Here is a 20,055-nt window from a genome sequence, read left to right on the forward strand (position 1 = left end):
CCACTCGAAGTATACATCGGCGATCGTTGTCTGCCGAATGTACTCCCGACTGTTAATGGGTGGATGCTTTATCGTCCTTAATCATCGTACGGATATAGAAATAACCCATAAAGGAGCAAAGTACGAACATAAATACCGCCGTGGCGCTGGCAAACTGCGTTTCCTGATACACGGAGAATACTTGCCTCATCGCCACCCCCAGCACCTGCGGCGAGTTAGGCCCAAGCAGGAACGGTGCGGTGAAACCGCCGATAATACCCATAAAGCTGAACGTGATTGCTACAAGCAGCGTACGGTATGACAAAGGTATAATCAGCTTGAAGAAAATTTGCAACCGCCCCGCTCCGACATCTTTGGCGCTTTCAATAATCGCATTGGGAATACCGGATAACGCGGAAGCGAGCAGCATGGTTGTAAACGGGATATTAAACCACAGGTTGGCAAGCAATATCCCTTTATAATCGTAGACGATTCTCGGAAGGTCTTCGATGCCAAGCGGCAGCAGCAGCCGGGATAACCAGCCGTGGTTGCCGTACAGATTGATAATGCCGTAAGATGCGATAACCGATGGGACAAACATCGGGATCATGTACATTTTTTTGATCCCCGTGACGATCGGCCCTCCGCTGAAGCGCATGTATATGGCCAATGCATACCCGATCAGCACAACGGCGATGACCGATATGATGGTCAGCTTTAAAGTAAATATAATGTTGCCGGACATCACCTTATCGGTAAACAGGCGGGTATAGAACTGAAACGTAAAATTCCCCCCGTCGTCCCGAAGGCTTTCCATGATCGCAAGAATAATCGGCGCAATGACGACAAGACACAATAGGAGGAAGGAGGGGATGACGAGCGCAAGCCCGAAAATCCCCTGTTTCATCTGCTTGCTCATTGTCCTGCAACTTCCTGCTGCCAGCGTTTTTGAATCTCTTTACCCAGATCGCCCAAGTTGAAGGTGCGGTAACCTGCCGCTACATCCTTGAACTTATCTCTCAAATCGGCCGGCATTTCAGCCCATTTGATGCCCGGGTACCCGTTCATTTTGGTCACAACGACGGTTTGCGCTTCAGGCGTCAGCACGAAATCAAGGAATTTGTAGACGGCATCCACATGTTCGGACAACTTCGGTACCATCAAGTATGTCGGACCGCCGGTAAAGGACGGATTGATTTGTGTCAGCTTGGTCGTTTCAGGCAGCAATTTTTTGGCGATGGATTCAAGCCCTTGGTCGGACCAAGCCGGGATCATATCGACTTCGCCGTTAGCGAGCAGATCCAGTGTGCCTTGGTTTTTCTTCGGATAAACGCCTTTTTGATACATCGATTTGCCTAGATCTTTGAGCAGAGCGAACCCTTTATCCCATTCCTTCATATACTTGGGATCCTGGCTGACATTGGCCTCAGGCGGCAGGAAGTTATAGATCGCCGTCTGCACAAACGAGTCGCCTGCGCCTCCGGTAGCCGGATCGTTATAAGCAAAGCGGCCCGGATTTTTGCGGATCCACTCGTACAGCTCATCTGCCGTTTTCGGCGGACTTGCCACCTTGGCGCTGTTGTAAGCAAGAACAACGGCGGATGCACGGTACGGCAGGCCTGTGCCGGCGGAGTTTTTCAAGTTATTCTCATCCATTTTGCTCATGTTGGCAACCTTGCTTTTATCCATCGGCGCCCACAGATCTTCTTTAATGCCTCTTTGCAGGTCAGCCAAGCTGCTGTCGTACAAGTCGATGTTGCCCGATTTCTGATTCGCCTTTTTCGCCGCAATCAGACGGTCGACCGTAGATTGCCCGCCGGAGCCGGAGTCGATATAGACCATTTTCACTTTAATGTTCGGATTATTCTTTTCAAACATTGGGATCAGAACTTCCCACAGCTCTTTTACGTTCAAGGAACCTGTCACGTAGAATTGAAACTCTTCTTGCTTCGCTTTATCACCGCTTGCCGCCGCTCCCCCGCTCGGAGCTGCTCCGCCGCTTGGAGCAGCCCCGCTGCTGGCCGCCGGCTTATCCCCGCCGCTTCCGCAGCCTGCCAATGCCGATAGCACCATTACTGACGCAAGAGCCATGCTTAATTGCTTTTTCATACGGACCATCCCTTATTCCTCCTCAAAATGGATATTGCGAGTATTTATTTCTTAGGCGGACTTGTAGGTCAACACCTTGGAAAACGTCACGCCGACAAATTGGCCCGGGTACATGTCTTTCACGGAGTCGCGAGGCAAAAACGCTTTCAACACTCCCGTTTCAGTCTCCAGCGACACTTCGGCGTAATGGCCAAGCACCATCACCTGATGCACCTTGGCGGACAACCCTTCATCCGGCTTCAGCAGCAAAATATCCTCCGGCCTTACAGCAACCGTGACATCACCTTGATGTTTGGCCGTGTTGGCAAACTGCAAGCGCTTAATATTCACCGTATTGCCGTCGGCGCTGCCTTGAATGAAGTTCATCTTGCCGATAAATTGGGCGGCAAACAATGTGCGCGGATGATCGTAAATTTCTTGCGGCGATGCCATCTGCTCGATGTTGCCGGAGTTCATCACGACGATTTTGTCGGAGATCGAAAGCGCCTCCTCCTGATCGTGTGTGACGAATACCATCGTTAGTCCGGTGCTGGCTTGAATATCGCGCAGCTCCTCGCGCATTTCGTGCCTTAATTTGGCATCCAGCGCAGAGAACGGCTCATCCAGCAGCAGTACGGCTGGTTCAAGCAAGAACGCCCTGGCTACCGCAATCCGCTGCTGCTGGCCGCCAGACAGCTCGCCCGGGAGTTTCTTTTGCGTACCCGGCAGACGAACAAGTTCGAGCACACGCTCAATGGCGTCATCGATTTCTTTTTTGCTTTTTTTGCGGATCTTTAGGCCAAAGGCCAGATTGTTGTAGACGTTCATATGCGGCCACAGGTTGTAGCCCTGGAAGACCATGGCGGTCGGCCGTTTTTCCGGAGGCAGCTTCAGCACGCTTTTTCCTTCAATCAGGATATCCCCCGAGTCGGGATCCAGGAAGCCTCCTACGCTTCTCAGCACGGTCGTTTTGCCGCAGCCGGAAGGCCCCAGCAAAGTGACCAGCTCGCCTTTTTTGACATCGATATTGATGCCCGTCACACCTTCGCCCGTCTTATAGCGTTTTGTTAAATTTTGAATGGACAGCTGGATCATGATTTCCTCCTTAAACATGGTGATCCCTATTTCATTTGGAACCCGCTGGACATCACATCAGCCGAAACGAACCGTTGTGCCGCAAGCAGTAAAATAATCGTCGGCAGCATCAAAATAATCGAAAATACAGCTCCTGCCGTACTGGGGTAATCTGAGATAATTGAATACATCACGACCGGCATGGTGCGAAAATCGGGAATGCCGACAAGATAGGTACCCTGAGCCTCATCCAAAGAATTGAGGAAAGTAAAGATCGAAGCGACGGTGATGCCGGGAAGCGCCATCGGAAACGTAATATTCCAAAACACCCGGAACGGAGTTGCGCCGACATCTCTGGCCGATTCCTCCTGTGCTTTATGCACATTGCGGAAAGCAGCGGAAGGAATCCACGTCATATACATCAGCGTATTGACGATATGGATGAGCACGACACCCGTAAAGGTGTTCATCAATCCGAGCTTGAAAAACAAAACTGCGATGGAAACGTACAAACCCATCTTAGGAAAAGCGTGTGTCAGCAAAAACGAAAACAAAAACCATTTGCTGAGCGGGAAGCGAATTCTTGCAAATGCATAAGCGGCTGGAATACAAAGCACAATGGATAAAGCGGTTACAACAATCGCAATCATAAACGACAACCCAATCGATTTGACCACTTCATCTTTGGTTAATACGAACTTCCACCAGTCAAAAGACCACGATTGCGGAAGCGGCGCCGGATACTGCCACTTTCCTGTAAACGCTAACAAAAGCAAGTTTAGCAACGGCCCCATAAAAAATAAAGCAAACACGACAAGAATAATAAATTCGACGATTTTACGTCTACCCAACGCTTTGAAGTACCACAACATGCGGTTTAAAGTTCTCCCCTTTCTAAACATAATGAATACAAGTTAAACCGGTTTAACTTGCCCCATAAAAAGGGGTAAGCGGTTAACTCAATTGACTTGATTATCCTTAATTTGTCTTGTTTTGTCAATCCTTTTTTCAAAGCCGGCTACTAATAAATTCTAATAAAGAACGTTCATTAACTGAATTAAGTAGCCGGCATTTGAAGGGGGTAAGCGGTTTATCTATTTCCCTTGTTTATTACACGTAATTCAAATTATTTGTATTGACAAACGGCAGCGGAAAAAGCAGCCCGAGCAGCCTTCTCAGCTCGCCCGGCGCTTGCAGCTGCGGACCGTTAAATACGAGATTCGTCGCCCCCCGCAGATCGAGTGTCAGCGTCTCCTCTCCAAACTGCAGCCGGTAACCGCTGCCGCATTCGGCAAGCGTCAAGTCGGCCGCGGCATGCCCTTGGAGTCTGCGCATGCGGTAAGGCTCCAGCGCTTCCCACAAGCCGGGGAAGTCAATCATCCGGATCGTGCCGGGAATGGTTTGTTCCGTAAATGCGCAGCCCGCTGCGGCCAGCTGCTCCGCCAGCAGGTGGCGGTCTCCCATGACAGGAAGCTGGATGCGGCAGTCCCCGAACCGCCGGAACAATTCGCCAAGCAAACCGATGATTGCATCGTCGCCTCCCGCAAACTCTACCACAACGGCTTTGCCGTCGACGAAGCCAAATACGATGTATCCGGCTGCGACTCCCGAGGCATCATAGGCCAGCAATACGTGTTGTTCGGCGGGCTTGTTGCTGAGCACCGCCGCGCTGCGGATCAATAGCGCAAGCTGGTCTGCCGTTCTTTTGTAATATGCCTGCTCCGCTTGCATCAAAGCCAGCATCCCTGGCAGATCGCGCGATTCGTCAAAACAATCGAAGGTCATGCCCATGCCCGCCGCGCCGTTCGTAAACGCTGCTAATTCAACTTCAGAAGCGATCGTAAAACTTCTATAGCTGCCAACCTCCATGCAATCGTTGCGCAAGTAAATGCTCAGATTGCCGGACACCAGCAGCAGATGCGCCTTATCCTCGCGGCATTTGTCCAAGCTCATCTTTACCAACTTATCGGCATAATGCCTGCCGCGGTACTCCGGTTCCGTACAAACCGAACCCATGCTGACTACGGTGACGTCGCAGCCTTCAATGGAAAGCTCCGACTTCAAGAGTCCGGCAAGCGCGGCAGGAATGCCGTCTTCTTCCATCACCAGCAGATGATCCGTATTGTCCTTGGAAAAAAGCTGCGCGTATGCGGTTCCCATCGATGTTTGTCCCGGTCTGCGGAAGGTGCGGTCCGACAACGCAACTAGCGCCCCCAACTCGTCCGCTCTAGCGGTACGCAATATAGCCATGTGGATTTCCCCCGTTATTCGTCGTATGAAAGAAATACTTTAAGCCCTTGCTTCCGTTCGCATAAATCAAAAGCTTCTTGCCAGCGGCTGAGCGGCAGCTTGTGCGTGATCGTATCGGTCAGCGGCAGCTTTTGCTGGTTCAGCAGCTTGATAACGCGAACCCACGTTTTCTGGGAATGGGCAAGTGTGCCGACAACCTGAAGCTGCTTGTACAAAATCGTATCAAAAGGCAGCGTCACTTCCTTGCCGATAATCCCGACCTGAATGTGCCGCCCCAGCCGCTTCACGGCGTTCAGACAAGCAAGCACCGACGGTCCGGCGCCGGCGCACTCCACCGCGGCATCAACTCCGATTCCGCCTGTTTCGCGCAGCACAATCTGCTGCAAGTCTTCCGCCGTCACGTCGACGGCCAGGCTCGCTCCAAGCCGCAGCGCCATATCCAGACGCAGCCGGTCCTGGCTTGTGCCGGCCACGATGACGCGGCAGCCCTTCGCTGCAAGCAGCTGCAGGCACAACATGCCGATCGGCCCCGGGCCGGACAGCAGCACAACGTCGCCGGCATGGAGGTCCGTCAGCTCTTCGATAGCCTGCACCGCACAGGCGAGCGGTTCGGCCAGCGCCGCTTCCTCCAGCGTTACGTGATCCGGCAGCTTGTACACTTGGTCTTCCCGCACCGCTACATACTTGGTGAAAGCGCCGTTTACCCCATGACCCATACCCCGGCGAATCGGGCAAAACATGTAGTAGCCTTGCAGGCAATACTCGCAAGTGCCGCAAACGACCGCTGTAGACGGATTGACCGCCACCCGGTCGCCCGACTTCACACGCCGCACTTCGCTGCCTACCTCCACGACAACGCCGGAGAACTCGTGTCCAAGCGTGACCGGCGGATAATTTTTGAACGTGTCGTGAAGCACGTGCAGATCGGTACCGCATATGCCGGTATACTTCACTTCGATTTTGACGCCGATATCCGGCCGGCAAGCAGGTTCGGGAATGTCGACGAGCTCAACATGTCCGGGGCCCGGCTCCGTTTTGACTAACGCTTTCATTCAAACACACCCCTTATCCATTATCGCGATACACAAATTGTCGCATTAAAAAGGAAAAGGAACAAGGAGCTTGTTCCCGCAAGCCGGCAGCTTGAGGCTCAATCTCCTTGTTCTTCTTATAGATTAGATAGCCTTTAAACGTAACGGGCCACAACCATCTTTTTGCGTGTATAAAATTCTACGCCGTCTTTGCCGTTGGCATGCAAATCGCCATAAAACGATTTTTTGTAGCCCGAGAACGGGAAGAAAGCCATCGGAGCAGGCACTCCCACATTGATGCCAAGCATGCCGGCGTCGATGTTGTCGCGATAGTGACGAATCGCTTTTGCGCTGTCGGTGTACAAGACGCCGCCGTTCGCAAATTCCGAAGCGTTGGCGATCGCAATGGCTTCGTCCAGCGTTTCCGCACGAATGATGGAAAGCACCGGCGCAAAAATTTCGTCAGACCAAATTTTCATTCCTTGTTTAACATGATCGAAAATCGTCGGCCCGACAAAATATCCATTGCCGCTTGCCGCAGGAGCTTCGCGGCCGTCCAGCAGCATGATCGCGCCTTCGTTGTTGCCGGTTTCGATGTATTGCACCGTGCGCGTTTTATGCGAATCGCGGATTACCGGTCCAAGGAACACGCCTTCGTCAAGGCCGTTGCCGATCGTAATCGCTTTGGCTGCTTCAACCAGGCGTTCGACTAATGCGTCGGCCACTCCGCCAACGGCTACGACAACCGACGTCGCCATACAGCGTTCGCCTGCGGAGCCAAACGATGCGTTGATGATTTCCTTCACCGTGAGATCCAGATTGGCGTCCGGCATTACGATGGAATGGTTTTTCGCTCCGGCCAAAGCCTGAACCCGCTTGCCGTGTGCCGCGGCCGTCTTGTACACATACTCAGCTACCGGCTGAGAACCGACAAACGAGATGGCGCTCACATCCTGATGCTCGAGCAGCCCGTTTACTACGTCGTGCGCCCCGTGCACGATGTTGAACACGCCGTCGGGAAGCCCCGCTTCCTTGAACAGCTCCGCCAAACGGTTAGCGAGCAGCGGTGTTCTCTCGGACGGCTTCAGCACAAACGTGTTGCCCATTGCGATCGCAAGCGGGTACATCCAGCATGGCACCATCATCGGGAAGTTAAACGGCGTGATGCCCCCAACAACACCGATCGGATAACGGTGAAAATTCGATTCGATGCCGGTAGCGATGTCCGGCAAGTTGCTGCCCATCATCAGCGTTGGCGCGCCGGCCGCAAATTCTACGCATTCGATGCCGCGCTGCACTTCGCCGTAAGCTTCGCCGTAGCTTTTGCCGTTTTCCTTGGTCACAAGCTCAGCAAGCTCCTGCCAATGCTCAACAAGCAACTGCTGGTATTTAAACATAATACGCGCCCTGCGCGGAACGGCAACCTGCTTCCACTCTTGAAAAGCCGCTTTGGCGACGGAAACCGCGTGCGCGACATCTTCCTTCGAGGACAAAGGCACAATTGCAATCGTTTCTCCGGTAGCCGGATTCGGAACGCTTTCCGATTTGCCGGAAGTCGCCTCCACCCACTGACCGCCGATAAAATTTTTCAAAACTGTCGTCATTGGACTCTCCCCTTGCTTTCCGTAATCTCATCCTGTGAATATTTATTCATGAGTGTGGCCCTTGCCTTCCGTAGACCAGCATGAATAAATTTTCAAGAAAGTAAATTCGTCAGACAAACTCCTTGCATATTAACAACCGCCCTTATACGGTTGTCGTATGTTTATCGATGACCGCTTGAATTTCTTCGGCGGACGGCATCGCATCCGAGCAGCTGTGGCTGGAAACAACGATGGAAGCCGAAGCGGCGCCGAACTGCTGGCATCTGGCAATGTCCCAACCGTTCATCAAACCGTATATAAATGCGCCGGCAAAAGAATCGCCCGCCCCAAACGTCTTCACCACGTTGGCCGGGAATGTCGTGCCCTTAAAGCTTTGGCCGTCCTTCGTAAACGCGGTCGACCCGTCGCCGCCGCGCTTAACGAGCACGATTTGGGCATGATGGGCGAACCAGCGGTCCGCAGTCGCCTGATCGTCGTTTTGCAGCGGTCCGTACGGCTCCTCGAGCAGATCGAATTCCTCGCGGCCGCCCAAAATGACGTCGCTTTTCTCCGCTACAAGGCTGCAGTAGATGCCGACCTCTTCACGGGATTTCCAAGTATACGGGCGATAGTCGATGTCGAAGAAAACGACGGTGCCGTTTTTTCTCGCCAAATCAACCGCTTTGAGCACCGCTTCCCGTGATGGGCTGGCAGCCAGCGCCGTGCCGGAGATCATGATTGCTTTGGCATTTTTGATATATTCTTCGCTGACGTCTGCCGGCTCCAGCTTGAGGTCGGCCACGTTATCGCGGTACATCAAAATGCTGCATTCCGTAGGCGATTTAATTTCCGTAAACGCAAGACCCGTCACCGTACCCGATTTGTCGGTGATGACACACGAGGTGTCGATGCCGCGCTCCTGCAAATAATTCGTGATGAAACGGCCATGCTGATCGTCCGACACCCTGCCGATAAAACCCGACTTTTTGCCCAGCTTGGCCACGGCGATCGTAATGTTGGCCGGGGAACCCCCGACATATTTCGTAAACGTTCTAGTTTCTTCCATCGGGCGGTGAATTTCGTTGGCGTTCAAATCGATGCACAACCGGCCAATGGCGATAAAATCCATCGGACGGCTTTCGTCAAAAGTAAAGTAGCTCATTGGGATCCTCCTAAAAGCTTTCCGAAGGAAAGCTAGCATCGTAAGCATAGACTGGGCTTTGCGTTAGCAAAGCCAGCATCGTAAGCATTGGCTTAAGTTTTCCGCAGGAAAGCCTTACACATTTATTTCTTCCACTCGTTGAAAATCCACTCGTGATCCGGGTCGTTTTTAAATTTCCACACCCGCGTCGGGCCGGCCATGACGTTCAAATAATAGACGTCGTAACCCGGCGGTGCCGATACCGGATGGTAACCGCGCGGCACAAGCACCGCATCTCCGTTGCATACCGCCAGCGTTTCGTCAAGCGAACGGTCGTCGGTGTATACCCGCTGCACGGCAAAGCCGTGTTCCGGCTGCACTTTGTGATAATAGGTTTCCTCAAGATAGGATTCCTCGGGCAAATTGTCCTGATCGTGTTTATGCGGCGGGTAACTCGACCAATGTCCGTTTGGCGTGAAAACCTCTACGACAAGCAAGCTGTCGGCGGGTTTATCTTCGGGCAAAATGTTATGAACGAACCTTTGCGCGTTACCTTTGCCGCGAACCTCCACTCCCACTTCGGAAGGAGGAATCAGCCGCGCCGGATAAGTCCCTTTGCCGGGAGCCCGGCAAACAGCGACTTCAAGCTCTGTCAGCGCTTCTACGTCATATTTGTCTCCGTTGGGCACATAGACGGAATAAGGAGGAGTCTGCTCGAACAAGTTCATCCGATTGCCGAGCCCGTCCCATTTTTCCTCTTTGGTGGCTACATTCGCTTTCCCGGTGATCAAGACGAGGCACACTTCCTGCTCCCCCGTCTCCTGCTTCAGATGTTCGCCCGCCTGCAGTTTATATACCTCAAACCCGACGTACGTCCAACCCGCAGACTCCGGTGTAATGGTGAGCACGTTGCCGTTATCGCTTCGCGCCGCCGCGCTGCTTACAATTAAATTCGAGGCTGACATAGACGCCTCCTCCTCTCGTTTCACGTTTATCTCATTTTCTTATTGAACTTCCGTCAGCTTGACAGGTCTGCCTTCGAGCAAGGACGTTTTGGCCGCAAAAGCGATTTTTTCCGCCTGCAGCGCGTCGTGACCGTCCACCGGCACTTTTTCGCCATTTAAGATGCTGGCAATAAATTGAGCCGTTTCGTCGATATAGGATTCATGGTATCTTTCCAAGAAGAAAAACTTCGGATTATCACGGTAGATCCCGTTTTGCGTGCTGATTTCCGCCGTATTCGGGAAGTCGTTGTTTGTGCATACGCTGCCTTCCGATCCGAACACTTCCACGCGTTGATCGTAACCGTACACCGCCTTGCGGCTGTTATCGATGACGCCAAGCGCGCCGTTGGCAAATTTCAGGCTGATGACCGCCGTATCGATATCGCCGAGTTCTCCGATCACCGGGTCGACCAGCACAGCTCCTTGCGCATATACTTCCACAACTTCGCTGCCCGAAACGTAACGCGCCATGTCAAAATCGTGAATCGCCATATCCATAAACAGCCCGCCGGATACTTTCACATAATCGTGGCTTGGCGGCGCCGGGTCACGGGAGGTGATTTTGATCAGATGAGGCTGGCCGATTTTGCCGCCTTGCACCAGTTCGCGCACTCTTTTGAAATTGTGGTCGAATCTCCGGTTGAAGCCGGTTTGCAGCAATACGCCGGCTTGCTCCACTGCTTGAAGCGCTTCCATTGTCTGCCGGTAATCAAGGCTGATCGGCTTCTCGCAGAAAATATGTTTGCCGGCTTGGGCCGCTTCGGTAATAAACGGTACATGCGTATTGGTGGATGAACAGATGAAAACAGCCTGAATGTCCTGATCTTGCATAATTTCTTTATAGTCGCTGGTAACGCGGCTGATGCCAAGTCCTTCCGCCCATGCGGACAACTCGTCGCTGACGAACACGTCGGAGATCATCCGGATTTCCACCTGGGCGTTACGGCTGAGGTGCTCCGCGTGCAATCGCCCGATTCGGCCTGCGCCGATAATGCCTACTGTTAATTTTGCCATATTCTCTGCCCTCGCATAGCTCAATTTGGTTAAGCGCTTAATCCATATTATACTGGACTTCCGCAAGAAAAGGAAGATGCTTTTTTTAGAGTAAGGAAAGTTTAAATATCCAAAAAGCACTCATTAAACTTTTTGCCCGCAAGAATTGCTTCCGCTAGGACATGGAAGTACTTCACCGGAGGGGCTTCGATCCGAAATCCCATATTGCCTAATCGTTTTAAGCTGCGTTATACTTATCAGAGATTGGAAGGGTAAGCACTTACCCTACTCATAATTCAGGAGGAAATACGGCATGATGAAGCATATATCCATCGAAGGCAGCAGCAAAACCGTCAGCCAGCTCATTATGGGCGGGGACCATTTTAGCGAATCCAAATACGACCTTGTCAGCAGCCTGCTTGATACGTTTCTCGCAAACGGCGGCAATACCGTAGACACCGCGCATCAATATGGAGAAGACGGCGCAAGCGAGAAAGCGATCGGCCGCTGGATGAAAGAGCGGGGCAACCGCGAGCAAGTTGTCATCTTGACGAAAGGCGCACATCACGATGAAACCGGCCGCCGCGTCAATCCGCAAGCGATTACACACGATATTACCGAAAGCTTAAAACGGCTGCAAACCGACTACCTCGACATGTGGGCCCTCCATCGGGACGATCCGAATGTACCGGTCGAAGTCGTCATTGATGTGCTGAACGAACATATGAATGCAGGACGCATTCGGGCGATCGGAGCCTCCAACTGGTCGTACGAGCGCATTCAAGCCGCCAATGAATATGCCCGCAGCCAAGGAATGAAGGGCTTTACGTTCAGCAGCACGAACTTAAGTTTGGCCAAAATGATCGTGCCGCGCTGGGAGGGCTGCGTCGCCGCCGATGAAGCGACCTGCGCATGGCACGCCAAAACCGGCCTGCCGCTGCTGTCCTGGTCTTCGCTTGGCGGAGGTTTCATGGCCGGACGTTTTTCCCCCGAGCAGCGCGATAATGAAGAAATGGTCCGCACCTATTACAGCGAAGCCAATTGGCAGCGCTTGGAACGCACCAAAGAGCTGGCCGCGCAAAAAGGCATCCCGTTTGTTCAGCTTGCTCTTGCTTATGTGCTGCATCAGCCCTTCCCGACGTGCGCGCTGGTAGCCGCCTACTCCGCCCAGGAGCTGCACAACAACTTGGCTGCCACCGACACTACGTTGAGCCCGGAAGAAGTCCGCTGGCTCGAATACGGCGAGCAGTGAAGAACCGGCACCTCTGTGCATAATAACGGAGTAATCTATTTTTAACGAGGTAATGACCTCTGTTGTTTACGAAATTAGACCGATGAATCGGTAATAAATATCAATGCGCTGTACGCGCTTGCCGTTTATCTTCTCGGCATCATACACAACAACCTTGTCAATCAGCTCATTCAAAATCGCTTTCGTTAATTCCTTCATATCCGTGTACTCGCGAACCAGTTCCAAAAATCGAGTCGTGTTTTCCTGCCTGCTCTCAGCCTGGTTAAGCTGATCATCCAGCAGCTTGAGCCGTTCCTTCAAATGAGCTTGCTCTGCTGTAAAATCTCGCGACAACGCCGCATACTGCTCGTCCGTGATTTTTCCTAAAGCATTGTCCTCATAAAGCTTCCGCTGAATGGTTTGCAACTCGCTTTCCCGGCTGTTCAACCTGACGCGCTCTTTCATCGCGGCGCTCCATTGCTTTTTCTGCTGGTTCTGGCTCGCCGTGGCAAGTTTCTCCGCAAAGGCGCTTTCCTTCTCCTTGGCGGTCTGCGCGTGTCGCCGGATGTCGGCCAATACAATCTCGTAGATATCCACATAGCTGATGTAATGGAAGCTGCAATACGCTTTGCCGCGCGTCCGCGACTGATTGCAAGCGAAGCTGCCGCGACCGCCTTTACCGCCGCTGGTCTTGCTGCTGCCTCCGCGAGCGAAGGACAAGCCTTGGCCGCAGGTCGAGCATTTCAGCAATCCGGCGAAGATCTGATGCTCGCCCTCTTTGGTTGGACGCTTCCTCACCCGAATGACCTTCTGTGCCAAAGCAAAGGTTTCCTCGTCAATCAGCGGCTCATGCGTATTCCGAACCTCAATCCATTCGTCCTCGGGCACGGCGACGACGCTGCTCCGCCAAGTAAGCGCGAGGAGTGAGAACACGATCTGCCCGCAGCAGTCTGCCGATTTTAAAGTGACTGTGACCTTCCACCGCTAATCGGAAAATGCGTTGCACAATCGCGGCGGTCTTTTCATCTGGAATCAGCTTATGCTTGTTCTGCTCGTCCTTGCGGTAGCCGTAGGGGGCAAAGGCTCCCGTGTAATCGCCGTTTAACGCCCGCTGGCGATAGCCGCTCTTGACCTTCCGGCTTGTGTCGCGGACGAACCATTCATTGAACAGATTCCGCAGCTCCATGAAATCGTCTTCGCCCTTGGCGGTGTCAATGTTCTCGCTGACGGCAATAAAGCGTACCTGATGCTCCGGGAAAAACACCTGAATGCACAGGCTCGTTTCGATCTGGTTGCGGCCCAAGCGGCTCAAATCCTTGACCAGCACAATATCAATGCGGCCGCTCTCAATGTCTCGCTTCATTCGTTGGAAGTCGGGGCGATCAAAGTTGGTGCCGCTCCAGCCATCATCCGTGTACACCTCAACTACTTCAAAGCCTTGCTCCTTTGCATAGCGCCGGAGCAAAATTCGTTGATTTTCAATGCTCATGCTTTCGCCACTCTGTTCATCGTCCCGGCTCAAACGGCAGTAAATTGCGGTTCGGGTTTGCTGTTGTTTTTTCATCCTCCGTCCTTTCCCAGCAACAAATCGGCTGATTTCAGTATACCGAATTTTGGAAGGTTGAGGTAGGGTGTCCCGCGTCTATGAGAAAAGGGAATCGCGAGGATTCCCTTCCGGATTCATCGGCTCCTGAACGCTTCTTCCTCCCACGTTCGCAAAACAAGCCGTTCGATTTTATCACCGAGCGTTTCATTGCCGATAAAGTGACATTGCACGATATACAAGCTTTTCCCCAACTGCATCTCGTGTATCGGATCGCGGTCGCGGTCTGCCTGAGCCGATGGCAAAGGAAGCTTCTCTTCGTTCATCCGCGTCTCTCCCTTCCGTAAATCCCCCAAACACGGCTCACCGCGTGCGTTCAACGTGAGGCTTGATGGCGGGTGTCAGTTGACGAGCATATTCCGGATAGCGCAGCCGTATTGCTTCAAAAAAGTAGGGAGCAGCTTCGCAATCAAACAGCTCATACGAGGTTGAATACCGTTCCTCGCCCGCTTGGCTCCAGCCGTTCCAGAGATTAAACGCCAAACGACAGACGCGGAGAGAACCTCCGGTTTGCCAGGAAGCAGACATGCCTTCCGGTTTGATGCCGCCATCGGAAAAGTCGAACAATTCCTGAATATGGGCGCGGGTATCCTTCGACAGTCCCAGCGTATAAAACAAGGCGCGATGGTAGCTGTCGGTACAACGACGTTCGGCTAACATTCGGTAGTAAAAAGCTTCCTGCCGGTCGTCACGAAAGACGGGGGACTTCATGTTCTCGCTCTCCTCTCCAAAATAAAACGGTTAGTCGGAGGGCTTCCTCAAACAAAGCCCTCTACTAACCGTTTCATTTTCGCGACTAAATCGGATACCTCTGTGCCGATTATCTGAAAAAAAGCAGGGATCTCAGCCTTGCGTGATTTGCGCTCCCGTTTTGAAGGCTTGATACACATTCAACAGACGATCGAGTTCCCTGGATTTTTCAAGCATCGCCGGGCTTGGAAGACTGTCATGCAGGGCTTGCTCATTTAGTTCCCGACGAACGCTTTCGATACGCGCCAGCAGTTCTTCGACTCCTTTCACTATGATGTCCCCCTTCGCCGACCACATCGCTCTGGCTCGCCCCGGCATGAGTAAAGGCGTGTATAGAAAATTCTAGTGTATAACACACTGAAAGTAAATAGCGGATTATCCACTGAACTATACTCATCCTGAGGTGAGTACTTGTGGTCTACGAACGAATACGAAATATGCGTGAAGATAAGGATTTATCACAGGAGCAGCTTTGCGCGCATCTGAATTGCAAACAGCGGACCTATAGCGATTATGAACGGGGAAAGCTCGATATTCCGACAGCGCTCTTAATCGCATTAGCTGACTTCCATCAAACGAGTGTTGATTATTTACTTGGCCGTACCGATCAAAAAACGTCTTATCCGCCCCGCGCGAAGAAACGCTCTTGACTCCGGCAGCCCTTCCTATTGTTCCCGGCAAGTGTTCTTAGGACAACTTAGGACGCTGTCCTAAGTTGCAGCAAGCACTGAATTTGGTCTCCCAAATTCGCTTGTTGAGGGTTGCGCCCCCAAGCCCCCGGCGATTGCGTTGTGATGCTATCGAATCTTACCGTATTGGAAGAAAGTGTGAATGGATGATTTCGAACCGATTCAAGAGCGATGAGGAATGAATGGATGAATCGGGCAGCCAAGGGGGTATTAGGGACTTCGCCCCTAACAAGCGAGTTTGGCGGCCAGCCAAATTTAGTGCTTGCTACAACGTTACACATAGCCCTTAAATGACCTGCCGAAAAAATGATGGAAGGTCGAGCGACGATGCTTTCAATCGTTAGCCGTCCTTGTGGTCGATTGATCTGAAAGCTCCTCCTGAATTAAGGTGAACTCCGAGACAGAGGGATCTGACTGCCCCAACCCAACCCCTATTTTTAGAGTTGGACTTTTTCAGGAGCAACTAATTTAACTTACTCAATAAATCTATACCAATTCCAGCATAATATGGTGGCGTATAATAAAGGAATTTGGAATTATTTGTAGAATTCTGTATTAAATTTATTATCTATAAAGAGGTGTCGATCGTGGAATTCAGAGGAACAAGATGGTATAAATGTGATCTTCATTTACATACACCAGCAAGCAAGTGTTTTAAAGATAGAGATGTTACACCTCAACAATGGGTGCAAAGGGCAATAGATCAAGGTTTAGATTGCGTTGCCGTGACTGACCATAATACGGGTGGATGGATTGATTTAATAAAAGAGGAAGCACAAGATAAACGATTAGTTGTTATTCCTGGAGTCGAGATAACTTGTAGTGATGCGAAAGTTCATTTGTTAGTACTTTTTGATGTTGATAAGGGTAAAATTGAAATAGAAGATTTTCTGATTTCTATTGGAATTAACCGTAATGATTTTTCGAAAGAAACTGCATACTCAAATTTATCTATACAACAGGTGACAGAAGAAGCTTTGAAAAAGCACGCAGTAGTTATCCCTGCGCATATTGACGAGTTTAACAGTATATCGAATGTTGCTTATGCCATTAGGGAAAAGTTTCTAGAAGCAGATGGCATCAATGCCGTTCAGGTAGTCCATAAGGAATTTGTATCGCCTAGTGGACTAACAAATAGTGAAGTTTTGGCATTGCTAATCCAATATTACGGTAAGACTATTAGTGAAGACAGTAGAAAGGATTGGAAATCAACTGTTGCCTTAGCAGTTGAGAAAAATAAAGCAATCCTAACTTTTTCTGATAATCCACATAGTGAAGGAATGTCTGAACACGGATTATGGGGGATTGGGAATAGATACACTTGGATAAAAATGAACGAAAATGTAAGTTTAGAAAGTCTTCGCCAAGCACTCCTTGTACCAAAGTTTAGGATTAGGAATGATTTTGATAGCAAAAATAGTCCATATAAAATTCCTGATCAATGGATTGAGAGTATTAAAATATGGAATACAGAGATAACAAACTCAATAAGACCATTATTGGTAGAATTTAGTCCACAATTAACAACCATAATTGGTGGAAGAGGTACTGGGAAATCAAGCCTATTTAGATTTTTACGTGGGGCGTTTAATAGAACTGCTGACATCAGGGAACTTGAGGACATACTTAGAGAACACTCAGATTTCTTTAAATTGAAAGATGCTCGTGATAAGAGGGGAATTCTTAAGAATGATTCGTTAATAGAAGTTATTTTTATTCGAAATAATTCTAGATATAAAGTTAGTGCAAAAGAATTCAATAGAGGACAGTTTAAAACAACGATTGAAGAATGGAGTAGTGAAACAGGTAATTTTGAAAAAATCGATCAGAATGGTTTTATTGATTTTTTTAAATTTGATATATTTTCACAGAAACAAATTTATGAAATTGCACAAACTCCAAATGCTCTTAGGAATCGTATAGATAGCTCAATTGAAGATTATGGTACCTTATCTGAAAGTTTATCAGCTACTAAACACAAGTACTTTGAGCAATCCGCTAAAATTCGAACTATTCTACAAAAAACAGCATCTAGAAAAAAACTTGAAACAGAGTTGACAGATAATGAGAAACAAATTAGTTCATACAAGGAAAGTGGAATTGAACACCTTTACAGCGAGATCAATATTCACAACAACGATCAAAGAATAATTGATAAAGTAAATAAAGAAATGGAGCACCAAAAAACACTTTTATTAGAATTTTATAGTAATATGATGAAATTTGATTACCACACTTTGATAATCGATTTTTCTGAGCAATCTAAAGAAGAATTAACATATTTCACAGAAGATTTATTTGGAAAAATAAGGGCAGTTCAGTTCGAACTCGAGAAGATAGGTAAAAATCTGGAAAATATTGTTGATGAATTTAATAAGAATATAAAAAGTTCTGAATTTCAGAAGCAATATATTGAAGCGAAATTTTTATTTGACCAAAGGAAACAAGAGCTACAATATAAAGGGGTTAATGATCTTCTAAATATTGAAAAACTTCACAGTGATGGGGTTGCGAAGAAAGAAGAATTATCTAAATTGCTTGAACTTGAAGCAGAATTTGAAAAAGAAGTTGCAAAGAAGGAACAACTAAAATACGACTATTTACTGATTCGCAAGCAAATTACTGGAATGAGGCAAAATTTTGTTAGGGAGTATCTGAACACTGAGAGTGTTAAGCTAGAAATAAAACCATTCAGAGATAAAGAATCACTAAAAGCCCAATTTAGATCAATTATTCAAAGAGAAAGCGGATTTGAAGAAGATGTTGATAAGCTAGTGGACTACTGTTTCAATGGCAACATCGAAAACAAATTAGTGGATTTAAGAACTCATTTTCAAGAACTACGGAATGGCACAGCTAAAGGACAAATCTTTGGAGGAAGATTTCAGACTCTAATAAATAATTTAAGTGAGTCACAGATAGATGAAATCGATTTGTTATATCCAGAAGACGATATGCAAGTTTTTTATAAACCAAACAAACAGAGCCCATTTAAACCACTCTCAAATGCTTCTGCGGGGCAAAAGACCTCTGCGATTCTAACATTTATATTATCATATGGTAATAATCCTATATTGTTGGATCAACCCGAGGATGACTTAGATAATCATCTTATATATGAACTCATCGTTAAGAGATTAAGAAAATCAAAAGAACATAGACAAATTATCATCATTACGCATAATGCAAACATCCCAGTTAATGGTGATGCGGAATTTGTTGTCGCTCTCGATCCAGAATTGCGAACAGTAGATTTACTCCATTGTGGTGCCATAGAAGAACTTGAAATAAATAAAGAGATTTGTGAAGTTATGGAGGGAGGGGAAGATGCTTTTCAACTTCGTTCTAAAAGGTACCGCATCGACTAAAAATAAGGCAGGAAGTGAATCTCCACTTACTGCCTTATTTTTTCATTTAAGTTAACTAGGGTTGCTGATGATCAAAAGATCCAATAAGTACGTCAAGCGTCAAAAAACGGACACCTAACCAGCGAAGAAGAGCAGAGTGGAAAAAAGAAAATTAGCAGGAATGATCTTTCTCCATGTGGCAGTGGCAATAAGCTAAAGCACTGTTGCATAGATAAGCTATAGAGTCATTGCAAATCTTTTGCTCACGATAACTTTTTTGATGTTTGAAAAAAGGGTGTGGAAAATTCATGCGAGTATTTGTTTGTGAAGAACTGATCAATGATCTCAGAGCCAACTTTGAGAAAATTAAAGAAATGTTCGGGCAGTTAAATAAACAAAACTATGAAGCCTTTTTTGTTTATTCATTTGCTTTGTTTGAAAGCAGTATCTGTGAGATTTTAAGACGAATACTCGCTGCCTTCCCAGAGAAGTTATCAGATGAAAAGCAGCCTAAACTCAAGTATTCAGATATATTTAAGAATATCTATTCATCAAATTACATTCTCTATAGTATAATTGATGCTGAAATAAAATCTATTTCAAAAGGAGATGCAGTCACACTACTGCAAAAAATTCAAAAACTTATATCGATTGAATTGTCATATAATAAAATTATTATCGATGAGGTATCTAAGTATAGGAACAGACTTGCACATGATAATACAGCTTCAAATAGGGAATACATCTTAGGTAGTGGAGGAAGGAAGAACGATGGTTTTTCACTTGAGAAAGCGAAGACCCTCATGGATGTACTAATGAATGTGTTATCTGAGTTGGAGATGGTTTTAAATGCGAAATACCAAAAATATACAAAATACAAACTTATAAAAGACCTGTGGGAAGATATATTCAAGACTCCCTTATTAAAATTCGAAGACTGTATACAAATTAGAAAGAGTACAATGGATATGGAAACAAATGTTGTTGGATTGAATTTTGAACATCTAAAAAAATCAGCACGATCAATATCTTCTGGTGAGAAGTTTTTTTTATCGTTATTACTACAGCAGTATTCCGGCAGAATAAATGATCAGTTCTTTACATTTAGTGATATACCAAGTTTGGCTTCAGTAACCTCTAAATCAAAAATAAATAAAATTTTGCATGTGTTTGATATTTACCCTAACCTGTTCAATGGAGTGCATATAGATGGTGCGAATTGAGTACTAAAAGTGATGACCCCTTCATTAGTTCAGTGAATGATATTGAAATATCAACATCGGCATCTCCAG

General features: G+C 48.4%; 19 protein-coding genes. 4 read left to right on the forward strand and 15 right to left on the reverse strand.

Annotated elements, in window-relative coordinates:
* Positions 1-52: 52 nt before the first annotated feature.
* The 10 genes from EYB31_RS32025 to iolG form a co-directional block, all read right to left on the reverse strand.
* Positions 53-898, reverse strand: a complete 846-nt coding sequence (locus EYB31_RS32025) for an ABC transporter permease (protein ID WP_131017577.1) — start codon at positions 896-898, stop codon at positions 53-55.
* On the reverse strand, positions 895-2,097 hold the full coding sequence (locus EYB31_RS32030) for an extracellular solute-binding protein (RefSeq protein ID WP_131017578.1): 1,203 nt from the start codon (positions 2,095-2,097) through the stop codon (positions 895-897). Before EYB31_RS32030 ends, EYB31_RS32025 begins: the two co-directional genes overlap by 4 nt.
* A gap of 42 nt (positions 2,098-2,139) precedes the next feature.
* Positions 2,140-3,162 (reverse strand): ABC transporter ATP-binding protein, encoded by a 1,023-nt coding sequence (locus tag EYB31_RS32035; RefSeq protein ID WP_240763104.1) that lies wholly within the window; start codon positions 3,160-3,162, stop codon positions 2,140-2,142.
* A 26-nt stretch (positions 3,163-3,188) separates the two neighbouring features.
* Positions 3,189-4,013 carry an ABC transporter permease gene (locus EYB31_RS32040; protein WP_131017580.1) on the reverse strand — a complete coding sequence of 275 codons (825 nt, stop codon included), beginning with the start codon at positions 4,011-4,013 and terminating at the stop codon, positions 3,189-3,191.
* Positions 4,014-4,251: 238 nt separating this feature from the next.
* Positions 4,252-5,391 (reverse strand): GNAT family N-acetyltransferase, encoded by a 1,140-nt coding sequence (locus EYB31_RS32045; RefSeq protein ID WP_131017581.1) that lies wholly within the window; start codon positions 5,389-5,391, stop codon positions 4,252-4,254.
* Between the two features lie 14 nt (positions 5,392-5,405).
* Complete coding sequence (locus EYB31_RS32050) at positions 5,406-6,443, reverse strand: zinc-dependent alcohol dehydrogenase (protein ID WP_131017582.1); 1,038 nt, start codon at positions 6,441-6,443, stop codon at positions 5,406-5,408.
* A gap of 134 nt (positions 6,444-6,577) precedes the next feature.
* Positions 6,578-8,026 (reverse strand): CoA-acylating methylmalonate-semialdehyde dehydrogenase, encoded by a 1,449-nt coding sequence (locus EYB31_RS32055; RefSeq protein WP_131017583.1) that lies wholly within the window; start codon positions 8,024-8,026, stop codon positions 6,578-6,580.
* Positions 8,027-8,168: 142 nt separating this feature from the next.
* Positions 8,169-9,167 carry a 5-dehydro-2-deoxygluconokinase gene (iolC, locus tag EYB31_RS32060; RefSeq protein ID WP_131017584.1) on the reverse strand — a complete coding sequence of 333 codons (999 nt, stop codon included), beginning with the start codon at positions 9,165-9,167 and terminating at the stop codon, positions 8,169-8,171.
* Positions 9,168-9,289: 122 nt separating this feature from the next.
* Positions 9,290-10,111, reverse strand: coding sequence for a 5-deoxy-glucuronate isomerase (iolB, locus tag EYB31_RS32065; RefSeq protein ID WP_131017585.1), 822 nt, complete (start codon positions 10,109-10,111; stop codon positions 9,290-9,292).
* A gap of 39 nt (positions 10,112-10,150) precedes the next feature.
* Complete coding sequence (iolG, locus tag EYB31_RS32070; protein WP_131017586.1) at positions 10,151-11,164, reverse strand: inositol 2-dehydrogenase; 1,014 nt, start codon at positions 11,162-11,164, stop codon at positions 10,151-10,153.
* A gap of 292 nt (positions 11,165-11,456) precedes the next feature.
* Between iolG and EYB31_RS32075 the strand changes: the two genes are divergently transcribed.
* The gene (locus EYB31_RS32075; protein ID WP_338120000.1) at positions 11,457-12,395 is read left to right on the forward strand and encodes an aldo/keto reductase; all 939 of its coding nucleotides are present in this window, start codon (positions 11,457-11,459) and stop codon (positions 12,393-12,395) included.
* A 66-nt stretch (positions 12,396-12,461) separates the two neighbouring features.
* On the opposite strand, the gene EYB31_RS40710 is transcribed toward EYB31_RS32075, so the two are convergent.
* The 5 genes from EYB31_RS40710 to EYB31_RS32095 all read right to left on the reverse strand — a co-directional run bounded on the left by EYB31_RS40710 (position 12,462) and on the right by EYB31_RS32095 (position 14,997).
* Positions 12,462-13,307, reverse strand: coding sequence for a DUF4368 domain-containing protein (locus EYB31_RS40710; protein WP_206105513.1), 846 nt, complete (start codon positions 13,305-13,307; stop codon positions 12,462-12,464).
* Positions 13,240-13,938 carry a recombinase family protein gene (locus tag EYB31_RS40715; RefSeq protein ID WP_206105514.1) on the reverse strand — a complete coding sequence of 233 codons (699 nt, stop codon included), beginning with the start codon at positions 13,936-13,938 and terminating at the stop codon, positions 13,240-13,242. Before EYB31_RS40715 ends, EYB31_RS40710 begins: the two co-directional genes overlap by 68 nt.
* A 116-nt stretch (positions 13,939-14,054) precedes the next feature.
* Positions 14,055-14,243 carry a hypothetical protein gene (locus EYB31_RS32085; protein WP_131017587.1) on the reverse strand — a complete coding sequence of 63 codons (189 nt, stop codon included), beginning with the start codon at positions 14,241-14,243 and terminating at the stop codon, positions 14,055-14,057.
* 37 nt (positions 14,244-14,280) lie between these two features.
* The gene (locus EYB31_RS32090) at positions 14,281-14,688 is read right to left on the reverse strand and encodes a DUF6075 family protein (RefSeq protein ID WP_131017588.1); all 408 of its coding nucleotides are present in this window, start codon (positions 14,686-14,688) and stop codon (positions 14,281-14,283) included.
* A 132-nt stretch (positions 14,689-14,820) separates the two neighbouring features.
* A complete protein-coding gene (locus EYB31_RS32095; RefSeq protein ID WP_165452725.1) occupies positions 14,821-14,997 on the reverse strand; it encodes an aspartyl-phosphate phosphatase Spo0E family protein in 177 nt (58 codons plus the stop codon).
* Positions 14,998-15,140: 143 nt separating this feature from the next.
* Here EYB31_RS32095 and EYB31_RS32100 point away from each other — a divergent pair, with 143 nt between their 5' ends.
* From EYB31_RS32100 to EYB31_RS32110, 3 genes are all read left to right on the forward strand, one after another.
* Complete coding sequence (locus tag EYB31_RS32100) at positions 15,141-15,377, forward strand: helix-turn-helix domain-containing protein (protein ID WP_240763106.1); 237 nt, start codon at positions 15,141-15,143, stop codon at positions 15,375-15,377.
* A 626-nt stretch (positions 15,378-16,003) separates the two neighbouring features.
* On the forward strand, positions 16,004-18,784 hold the full coding sequence (locus tag EYB31_RS32105; protein WP_165452726.1) for a TrlF family AAA-like ATPase: 2,781 nt from the start codon (positions 16,004-16,006) through the stop codon (positions 18,782-18,784).
* Between the two features lie 287 nt (positions 18,785-19,071).
* On the forward strand, positions 19,072-19,986 hold the full coding sequence (locus EYB31_RS32110) for a hypothetical protein (RefSeq protein ID WP_131017591.1): 915 nt from the start codon (positions 19,072-19,074) through the stop codon (positions 19,984-19,986).
* Positions 19,987-20,055 lie beyond the last annotated feature (69 nt).

The sequence above is a fragment of the Paenibacillus thalictri genome, assembly GCF_004307995.1.
GTDB classification, from domain to species: Bacteria; Bacillota; Bacilli; order Paenibacillales; family NBRC-103111; genus Paenibacillus_AF; species Paenibacillus_AF thalictri.